This window comes from Aestuariivirga sp. (genome assembly GCF_020252405.1).
Taxonomy (GTDB): domain Bacteria; phylum Pseudomonadota; class Alphaproteobacteria; order Rhizobiales; family Aestuariivirgaceae; genus Aestuariivirga.
Map to the genome: position 1 here is coordinate 35,985 of NZ_JADCDA010000025.1, position 8,995 is coordinate 44,979.

At 67.5% G+C, this 8,995-nt stretch carries 9 protein-coding genes; 2 read left to right on the top strand and 7 right to left on the bottom strand.

All coding sequences use genetic code 11. The annotated features are described in order from the left end of the window. The 3 genes from IOC69_RS05260 to IOC69_RS05270 are packed head-to-tail and all read right to left on the bottom strand — an operon-like array spanning position 1 to position 3,184. The gene (locus IOC69_RS05260; protein ID WP_290542487.1) at positions 1 to 1,209 is read right to left on the bottom strand and encodes an ABC transporter permease; all 1,209 of its coding nucleotides are present in this window, start codon (positions 1,207 to 1,209) and stop codon (positions 1 to 3) included. Beyond that, positions 1,209 to 1,913 (bottom strand): ABC transporter ATP-binding protein, encoded by a 705-nt coding sequence (locus IOC69_RS05265; RefSeq protein ID WP_290542488.1) that lies wholly within the window; start codon positions 1,911 to 1,913, stop codon positions 1,209 to 1,211. The genes IOC69_RS05260 and IOC69_RS05265 overlap by 1 nt, the downstream gene beginning before the upstream one ends. Continuing rightward, positions 1,910 to 3,184: an efflux RND transporter periplasmic adaptor subunit gene (locus IOC69_RS05270; protein ID WP_290542489.1), complete on the bottom strand. Its 1,275-nt coding sequence runs from the start codon at positions 3,182 to 3,184 to the stop codon at positions 1,910 to 1,912. Before IOC69_RS05270 ends, IOC69_RS05265 begins: the two co-directional genes overlap by 4 nt. A 98-nt stretch (positions 3,185 to 3,282) precedes the next feature. On the opposite strand from IOC69_RS05270, the gene IOC69_RS05275 reads away from it, so the two are divergent. Further along, entirely contained in the window at positions 3,283 to 4,077 is a 795-nt protein-coding gene (locus IOC69_RS05275; RefSeq protein WP_290542490.1) for an alpha/beta fold hydrolase, read from the top strand. Between the two features lie 129 nt (positions 4,078 to 4,206). Here the strand turns inward: IOC69_RS05275 and IOC69_RS05280 are convergent, their stop codons facing one another. From IOC69_RS05280 to IOC69_RS05290, 3 genes are read right to left on the bottom strand one after another with little or no spacing between them, the layout of a single operon-like run. Beyond that, entirely contained in the window at positions 4,207 to 5,076 is an 870-nt protein-coding gene (locus tag IOC69_RS05280) for an SDR family oxidoreductase (protein WP_290542491.1), read from the bottom strand. Beyond that, entirely contained in the window at positions 5,073 to 6,194 is a 1,122-nt protein-coding gene (queG, locus tag IOC69_RS05285) for a tRNA epoxyqueuosine(34) reductase QueG (protein WP_290542495.1), read from the bottom strand. Before queG ends, IOC69_RS05280 begins: the two co-directional genes overlap by 4 nt. After that, positions 6,187 to 6,870: a glutathione S-transferase family protein gene (locus tag IOC69_RS05290; RefSeq protein ID WP_290542492.1), complete on the bottom strand. Its 684-nt coding sequence runs from the start codon at positions 6,868 to 6,870 to the stop codon at positions 6,187 to 6,189. The genes queG and IOC69_RS05290 overlap by 8 nt, the downstream gene beginning before the upstream one ends. 158 nt (positions 6,871 to 7,028) lie before the next feature. Between IOC69_RS05290 and IOC69_RS05295 the strand changes: the two genes are divergently transcribed. Continuing rightward, positions 7,029 to 7,853, top strand: a complete 825-nt coding sequence (locus IOC69_RS05295; protein WP_290542493.1) for an undecaprenyl-diphosphate phosphatase — start codon at positions 7,029 to 7,031, stop codon at positions 7,851 to 7,853. Here the strand turns inward: IOC69_RS05295 and IOC69_RS05300 are convergent. Then, positions 7,820 to 8,800, bottom strand: a complete 981-nt coding sequence (locus IOC69_RS05300; protein ID WP_290542494.1) for a complex I NDUFA9 subunit family protein — start codon at positions 8,798 to 8,800, stop codon at positions 7,820 to 7,822. The genes IOC69_RS05295 and IOC69_RS05300 overlap by 34 nt on opposite strands. Positions 8,801 to 8,995: the final 195 nt, after the last annotated feature.

Below are 8,995 nucleotides of genomic sequence, written 5' to 3' on the forward strand. Positions count from 1 at the left end.
CTACTCCCGCCGCAGCGCCTCGATCGGGTCAAGGCGCGCCGCGCGCCTGGCGGGAAAGAAGCCGAAGATCACGCCGGTCAGCGCCGACACGGCGAAGGCAAGTGCGATCACCCTGATGTCAGCGTTGAAGGGCACGTCCATCACCGCCGCCCCGGCCGCCGCAAGGCCCAGCCCGATGGCGATGCCGATCAGCCCGCCGAACAGGGCGAGCACCACCGCCTCCACCAGGAACTGCGTGAGCACCTGCCGCTCCAGCGCGCCGATGGCGAGCCGGATGCCGATCTCGCGCGTGCGCTCGGTCACCGACACCAGCATGATGTTCATGATGCCGATGCCGCCCACCAGCAGCGACACCGCGGCCACCGCGCCGAGAAGGCCGGTGAGGATTGCCGTGGTCGACGCCATGGTGGCGAGGATCTGCGTCAGGTCGCGGATGGTGAAGTCGTCCTCCTCGCCCGGCACGATGCGGCGGCGCTCGCGCAGCACGTCCTCGGCGTGGCGCTGCACGCGCGGAATGTCGGCGGCCTCCGTCACCGAAATCGAGATGGTGCCGATTCTGGTGTTGCCGGCAATGCGGCGGTGATAGCCGCGCAAAGGCAGCACCAGGACCGCGTCCTGGTCGGAGCCGAAGGCCGACTGGCCCTTGGCCGCCAGGCGCCCGATCACCTCGCAGGAGAAACTGCCGATGCGCAGCCGCTCGCCGATCGGGTCCTGACCCGCGAACAGTTCGCGCGTCAGCGTGGCCCCGATCACGCAGACCGAGGAGCCGGCGCGCAGCTCCGTTTCCGAGAAGGGCTGGCCATCCTCCAGCACCCAGTCCTGCACGGTGAACCAGTCGGAATTGGTGCCGGTCACGGTCGCGTCATAGTTCAGCGCGCCGAACACCACCTTCATCTGTTTCTGCGCGGTGGGTGCAACGCCGCGGATGCCGCTCAGCTCATTCTTCAGCGCCGCCACGTCGCGCTCGTCGAAGGAGCGCGCATCGGTTGAGCCGCCGGGGCCGAAGGTGGTCTGCCCCGGCCTGACGATCAGCATATTGGAGCCGAGCTTGGCGAGGTTCTCCTGCACCTTGCTCGAGGCGCCATTGCCGAGCGTCACCATGGCGATCACCGCGCCGACGCCGATCACGATGCCGAGCAGCGTCAGCACCGAGCGCAGCACATTGCGCCTGATCGAAGACATGGCGAGCTTCACCGTTTCCCACAGCATCAGGCGGCCTGCTTCCGCCCGTCGCTGGCGATGTGGCCGTCGACGAAGCGGATGGTGCGGTGCGCGAAATCCGCCATCTCAGGCTCATGCGTGACCATCACCACGGTGATGCCGCGCTCCCCGTTCAGGCGCGCGATCAGCTCCATGATCTCGTGGCTGCGCTGGCTGTCGAGATTGCCCGTCGGTTCGTCGGCCAGCAGCAGCAAGGGCCCGGTGACGATGGCGCGGGCAATCGCCACGCGCTGCTGCTGGCCGCCCGAAAGCTCGCCCGGCGTGTGGCGCTCGCGGCCCTGAAGGCCCACGAGGTGCAGGGCCTCCAGGGCGCGTTCGCGCCGCTCGCGCTTCGGCGTGCCGCGATAGATCAGCGGCAGTTCCACGTTCTCGATGGCGGTGGTGCGGTTGAGCAGGTTGAAGCCCTGGAACACGAAGCCGATGAAATTGCGCCGGAGCAGGGCGCGCTGGTCCTGGCTCAGTTGGTTCACCTCGACACCCAGGAATTTGAAGCTGCCGCTGGACGGCCGGTCGAGGCAGCCGATGATATTCATCGCGGTGGACTTGCCGGAGCCCGACGGGCCCATGATGGCGATGAACTCGCCCTTGCCGATGGTCAGGTCGACGCCTGCCAGCGCGCGCACCAGCCCGCCGCCCTCGCCATAAAAGCGCGTGACGCCGGCGAAGGAGACGAGCGGCGGGCCGTCGCTCACGAGCCCGAAGCCCTGGAGGAAACGATCACCTGGTCGCCTGCCTTGATGCCGCCCGACAGAATTTCGGTATCCTTGCCGTCGGAGACGCCGGCATGCACGGCGACCGCCTTCGGAGCGCCATTGTCGAGCACGTAGAGCGTGCGCATTCCGTCGGCGGCGGGGGCCGTGTTCTTCACCGCGGGCGGCATTCTCGGGATGAACAGGTTCATCACGCTGAAACCCTGTGACTTCCGCTCCCTGGGCGGGGTGTAGCGCAGTGCGGCATTGGGCACGGCAAGCGCGTTGGGCACCTCCTGCACCACGATCTGCGCGGTGGCCGTCATGCCGGGCCTGAGCAGCAGCGCGCTGTTGTCGACCGTCAGCACCGCCTTGTAGGTGACCACATTGTCCGTGACCTTGGGCGAAAATTCGATGGTGTCGATCAGCGCGGGGAAATTCTGGCCGGGATAGGCATCGACACGGAAGGTTGCCTTCTGGCCCTCCTTCACGTTGCCGATGTCGGCCTCGTCCACATCGGCCTCGAGCTGCATGTGGGCCAGGTCTTCGGCGAGGGTGAACAGCACCGGCGCCTGGAAGGAAGAGGCCACCGTCTGCCCCGGCTCCGCATCGCGCTTCAGCACGATGCCGTCGACGGGCGACAGGATGCGCGTCTTGGCGAGGTCCGTTTCCGTCATCGTCATGTCGGCCCTGGCCACTTCGATGTCAGCCTCCGCGGCGATGACGCCCGCCTCCGCGCGCGACTGCGCGGCGCGCGCCGTGTCGAGGTCCTGGGTGGAGGACACGCCCCGCGCACTCAGCTTCTCGGCGCGCTGGTAGAGCAGCTGTTTCTCGAGCAGTGTCGCCTTTGCATCCGCCAGGCGCGCCTCGGCCGCCGCAAGGGCCGCCTTGCCGCGGGCGAGTTCCGCCTGCAGCCGTTCCGTGTCGAGCTCGGCCAGCACGTCGCCCTTCTTCACCACGCTGTTGGCCTTGACGTTCACCGTGCGGATGACGCCCGAGCGCTCGCTCGAAACCTCCACCTCGGTGGTGGGCTGGATGTTGCCGGTGGCCTGCACGCGCACAATGACGGGCTTGCGCTCCGCCGGCGCCGTTTCATAGGCGATGGCCGAGCCGCCGTGCTGGCCCGATGCCGCCCACCAGACGATGCCCGCCACCGCAAGCGCCAGCAGCGCCGCCCAGATAAGGCGGCGGCGCCGGGTCCGGAACCGCGCCTTGGCGTCCAGGCCCAGCATCGCCTCGATGCCGGCCGGTCCGGTGGGTGTCTGAATATTCATCTGGTCCAGGTCTTTCGTCCGATGGCGGGGCGGGGCTGACGGCGCAAATCGGGCAGCGCCGGATGTTCAATCCCGGTCACGCCTGATATGACCCTGCCATGACCGATATCAAGTTCGAAAACGCTCCGGACGGCACCCCCATCGCCTATCGCCTTGACGGAAGGGACGATCTTGGCCGCTGCGGCTTCGTCTGGCTGGGCGGTTACAAGTCCGACATGGAGGGCGCCAAGGCCGAAGCCCTGGCGGCCCTCGCGCGCGAAACCCGCAGGCCCAGCCTGCGCTTCGACTATTCGGGCCACGGCGCCTCCGGCGGGCTGTTCGTCGACGGCGCCATCTCGAAATGGCTGGAACAGTCCGTTCACATGGTGCTCACCCATGGCCGGGGGCCGCGCATTCTGGTGGGCTCCTCCATGGGCGGCTGGATCGCCTTGCTGCTCTACCGCCAGCTGCGGCTCATGCATCCGGCCGCGGCGCAGAATATCAAGGGGATCGTCCTGCTCGCCCCCGCCGCCGATATGACGGAGGACCTGATGTGGGACAAATTCCCCGACGCGGTCCGCAAGGAGCTGAACGAGAAGGGCGTGTGGCTCCGCCCCTCCGCCTATGGCGAGCCCTACACCATCACCAAACGCCTGATCGAGGATGGCCGCGGGCACCTGCTCCTGAATCAGGGGCTCGACGTGCCATGCCCCGTCTGCATCCTGCAGGGTGACGAGGACGCGGACGTGCCCGCCACCCATGCCGTGAAGGTATTCGGCGCGCTCCGCGGCCCGGATGTGACGCTGGTGCTCATCAAGGGCGGCGACCACCGGCTCTCGACGCCGGGCAACCTCGCCCTGCTGCGCGACACGGCGCTGCGGTTGGCTGAGAGGTCCGAGGGAATGAGAGTCTGAATCGATCCGCGCTCTTCACCTTGCGCGGACTTGATCCGCGCATCCGTTTCGGGTGCCGCGGAAAAAAGAACCCCCGGGTCAGGCCCGGGGGAGGTGAAAAATCGGCGGGAGGCGTGCGAAGCGTTGGCTCTACCGCTTCAATCCCTTCGCCAGTTCCCCCAGCCCCTCGCGATAGGTCGGAAAGCTCAGCCTCACGCCCAGCTCCTTCACGATCCGCGCGTTCGAAACCCGTTTCGAATCCGCATAGAAGCTCCGCGCCATGGGCGAGAGACCGGCTGCCTCGAACGGCACGTCCGGCGGCGCCGGAAGGCCCAGCAGCCGCGCGCCATATTCCACCACGTCCTGCGGCGGGCAGGCCTCGTCGTCGCACACATTATAGGCGCGGCCGGGGTGCGGATGGGCGATCGAGGCTTCAAGCGTGTTGGCGATATCGGCCACATGGATGCGGCTGAAGATCTGGCCTTCCTTGATCACGCGCCGCGCCGATCCGTCGAGCAGCGGGAGCAGCTGGTTGCGCCCCGGACCATAGATGCCGGCCAGCCGGAAGACCATCACCGGCAGACCATGCCCGCGCCACAGCCCGAGCCACTGCGTCTCGGCGAGAAGCCGCTTGTGCCCGCGCTCCGTGTTGGGCGAGAGCGGCGTCTCCTCGGTCACCAGGCCACCGCCATGGTCGCCATAGACCCCGGTGGTGGAAAGATAGGCCACCCACTGGAACTGCTTTGCCCGCTCCGCAAAATCGCCTGCGTGCTGACGCAGCACCGGGTCCCCGTCCTCGCCGGGCGGAGCCGAGCCGACCGCATGCGTCACGCCCTCGAAGGCCCCCTGCGGCAGAGGCCGCGATCCGTCGAAGACGAAGCCGCGATAGCCCCTGGCGCGGATCGCCGCGGCCCCGCTTTCGCTGCGGCTGGTGGCGCTCACCGTCCAGCCCCTTGCCGCCAGCCGCTCCGCCAGGGCCTTCGCCGAAAAGCCCAGCCCGAAAAACAGAATGTGGTTCATGCCGTCTCCCATTCGCGGCGTACCCCGTCATCGGTCTCGCCACCCATGTGCCGGTTACGCAAGGCGGCGAAATCCGGTTCGTCCAGCAGCTGCGACAGCGCCCACACGGCCATGGCGCGCACGATGGGCGCGGGATCGCCGAGCAGCGCCATCACCGCCGGAATCAGGCCCGCATCGCCGCTGTTGCCCGCCGCGATCAGCACGTTGCGGATGAAGCGGTCGCGTCCCGTGCGCTTCACCGGCGAGCCTGCGAACAGCGTGCGGAATGCCGCATCGTCGAGCTTCAGCAATGCGCCCAGCCGCGGCGCCTTCAGGTCCTCGCGCGCCACCAGTTTTGATTCATGCGAGGCTTGCGCGAACTTGTTCCACGGGCAGGCGGCCAGGCAATCGTCGCAGCCATGGATGCGGTTGCCCAGCGCCGCGCGGAATTCGCGGCCGATGTGCCCCGCATGCTCGATGGTGAGATAAGAAATGCAGCGCCGCGCATCGAGCTGGTAGGGCGCGGGGAATGCCCCGGTCGGGCAGATGTCGAGGCAGGCCCGGCACGAGCCGCAGTGATCCGCCTCCGCCGCGTCGGCCTCGATCTCCGCCGCCGTCAGGATGGTTCCGATGAAGAACCACGAGCCAAGCTCGCGCGAGACGAGGTTGGTGTGCCGCCCCTGCCAGCCGAGCCCCGCCTTCTGCGCCAGCGGCTTTTCCATCAGCGGCGCGGTGTCGACGAAGACCTTCGCCTCCGCGCCCGTGCGCCTGGCCAGCCACTGCGCCACGCGCTTCAGCTTGCCCTTCATGAGGTCATGATAATCGCGGTTCAGCGCATAGACGGAGATGACGCCGGAGCCCCTGTCCTTCAGCCGCTCCAGCGGATCGAGGTCCTGCCCATAGTTCTGCGCGAAGACGAGCGCCGTCTTCGCCCCGGGCCACATGGCCTGCGGGCTGGCGCGGCGGGTTTCCGTCTCCGCCATCCACGCCATGCCGCCATGGCGGCCCTCCGCGATGAATGCGCGCAGACGCCCGGCCTGCCGCGCGTCGGGCGAAAGCCTCGCCACGCGCACCGCGCTGAAGCCTTCGCCCGAGGCCTTCTCGCCGATCTCCTGGCGGAGGCCGGCCACCTCAGAAATCGAGGTCCGCGTAATGCGGCCCCGGCGCCATGCCGCGGATGGTGTCGGCCAGCAGCGGCCGGAAGGAGGGGCGCGACTTCACCCGCTGATACCAGCCCTTGGCGGCGGGATAATCCGCCCACGGAATATCGCCGAAGTAATCGGCCGCCGAGATGTGCCCCGCCGCCGCCAGGTCGGCGATCGAGAGTTCGTTCCCCGCCAGCCACACCCGGTGGTCCACGAGGTGCGAGACATAGCCGAGGTGCTCGCGCAGCCGCGTCATGGCCTGGCGCACGCGGCCTGTGTCCGGCCCGCCGCCGCCGCGCTCGCGGCCGAGAAAGCGGCGGATCACCTTCTCCGTCAGCAGCGGTTCGGAAACCTCGGCGTAGAATTTCACGTCGAACCAGCCGGCGAGCCGCCTCGCCTCGGCGCGTTCGAAGGCATCGCCGGGGATCAGCGAGAGGCGCGTCGCCTTGGTCTCCTCGAGATATTCGGTGATCGCCTCGATGCCGGAGAGCGCGGTCCCGGCGTCCTCGAGATAGACCGGCAGCGTGCCGGCGGGGTTGAGCTCGAATATCTCGGGCATCGGCTCCCAGGGCTCTTCGTCGATCAGCTCCACCGGCACGCCATATTCCGCGAGGGCAAGGCGCAACCGGCGGCTGAACGGATCGAGTGTAAAATGAATGAGCGACGGCATGTTAGGACGAATTTAACCCTGTCATTGGCAACTGGTCCGGCCTTGGCGAAACAAAAGCCGCAATTGCCCGGAATGTAACGCGCGTATAAAACGCCCGCGTCCCCCGCGGCAAGAAAATCCGAAAAGATCCGACTGTCCCAAGCCCAGAGTTGCCGTCCATGCTCATCCTCCAGATCGTCGTGCTGGCGCTCATCCAGGGCATCACCGAATTCCTTCCCATTTCCTCCTCGGGCCACCTGTTGCTGGTGCCCGTGCTCACCGGCTGGCCGGACCAGGGGGTCCTCACCGACGTGATGGTGCATATGGGGTCCTTTCTGGCGGTCATCGTTTACTTCTGGAAAGACTGCGCGAAGCTGTCGATGGGCCTTCTGGACATGGCGCGCGGCCGCAACAGCGCCTGGGGCCGGCTTGCCCTGCTGCTCATTCTCGGCACCGTTCCGGCGGTCGTGGTCGGCGTTATCCTCGACAAGCTGGGCTTCATGGACCTGGTGCGCCAGATGCCCATCGTGGTGGCGTGGAACGCCATCATCTTCGGCATCCTGCTCTACGTCTGCGACCGGTTCGGCCTGAACACGCGGCGCATGGCCGGCATGACCTGGGCGCCGGCCCTCATCATCGGCCTGGCCCAGGCCCTGGCCCTTGTGCCGGGCGTCAGCCGTTCCGGCATCACCATGACGGCGGCGCGCGCGCTGGGCTTCGAGCGGCCCGAGGCGGCGCGCTTCGCCTTCCTGCTCGGCATTCCGGCCATCGCCGGCGCGGGCGTGCTGAAACTCGGCGAGGCGGCGCACAGCGGCGCAGTCATCTCCGTCCCGATGATCCTGACGGCGGTTCTCACCTTTTTCGTGGCGCTCGGCACCATCACGGTGCTGATGAAGCTCATCCGCCATATGAGCTTCCTGCCCTTCGCCATCTATCGCGTGGCGCTCGGCGTCGTCCTGCTCGCGGTGATTTACTCGGGGGTTCCCCTGGGTGTCGTGAACTGACCGGCCTTGCGGTAGCGGTAGAGATAGCCCGGAACGATTCCCCCGATTCCCTGCGGCACGATGCCGAGGCCCTCCAGCGTCCTCTGCTCGCGGAGCGCCGCCCCGCTCACCACATTGTCATGGCGCAGCATTTCCACCTGGTCGGCGGTCAGCATCGGCTTGGGGGCAAGGCCCATGATGGCCGCCTGCACCCTGGCCACACCCCAGGGCAGCGGCAGCAGCAGGCGCCTGCGGCCGATGGTATCGAGTGTGAACTGCATAAGCTGCCTGAAGCTGAACTGCTCCGGCCCGCCCAGCTCATAGGTCTTGCCATCGGCCTCGCCCGCATCGACGAGGCGGGCCACCGCCTCGCCCACATCGCCGGCGAAAACCGGCTGGAACTTCGTCTCGCCGCCGCCGATCAGCGGCAGAAAGGGCGAGATGCGCGCCATGCCGGCGAAGCGGTTGAAAAAACTGTCCTCCGGTCCGAACACGATGGAGGGTCTCAGCACGATCGCGCCGGGGAAATTGGCGCGCGCCAGCCGCTCGCCCTCGGCCTTGCTCCGGGCATATTGGGCGCTGGAACCGGCATCGGCCCCGATCGCCGACATCTGGATGAACAGAAGGGCGCGGGCCGCCCTGGCGGCCCTGGCCGAGGCTTCCGCCCCGAACACATGCACGGCATCGAAGTTCTGGGCGCCCGAGGAATAGAGAACGCCCGTCAGATTGATCACCGCATAGGCGCCCGCGCAGGCGGCATCGAGCGAGGCCGGAAAGCGCACATTGGCCTGCACCGCCATGATCTGCCCGGTGTTGCCCAGGGGCTGCAGGTGGCCTGCAAGGTCGGGCCTGCGGCATGCCACCCGGATGCGGTAGCCGCGCTGCGCCAGCGCCCGGACGATGTGCCGCCCCAGAAAGCCCGATCCGCCGATGATGGTGATGAGTCTGCCGGATGGCTGAACGAGCACGGAAGCTCCCCCTGATTATCGGTTGTGCGGCGGTTTCTAGAGTATCCGTGATGATCAAGCGATTTTTTTCTGCCAGGTGGCGCGTTTTTTGAGGAGTGCGTTGGCGAGGACGACGAGCTTTCGCATGACGGCAGTGGTGGCCTGCTTGGGAGCTTTTCCGATGGCGATCAGCTGTTGGTATTTGGCCTTGAGGTC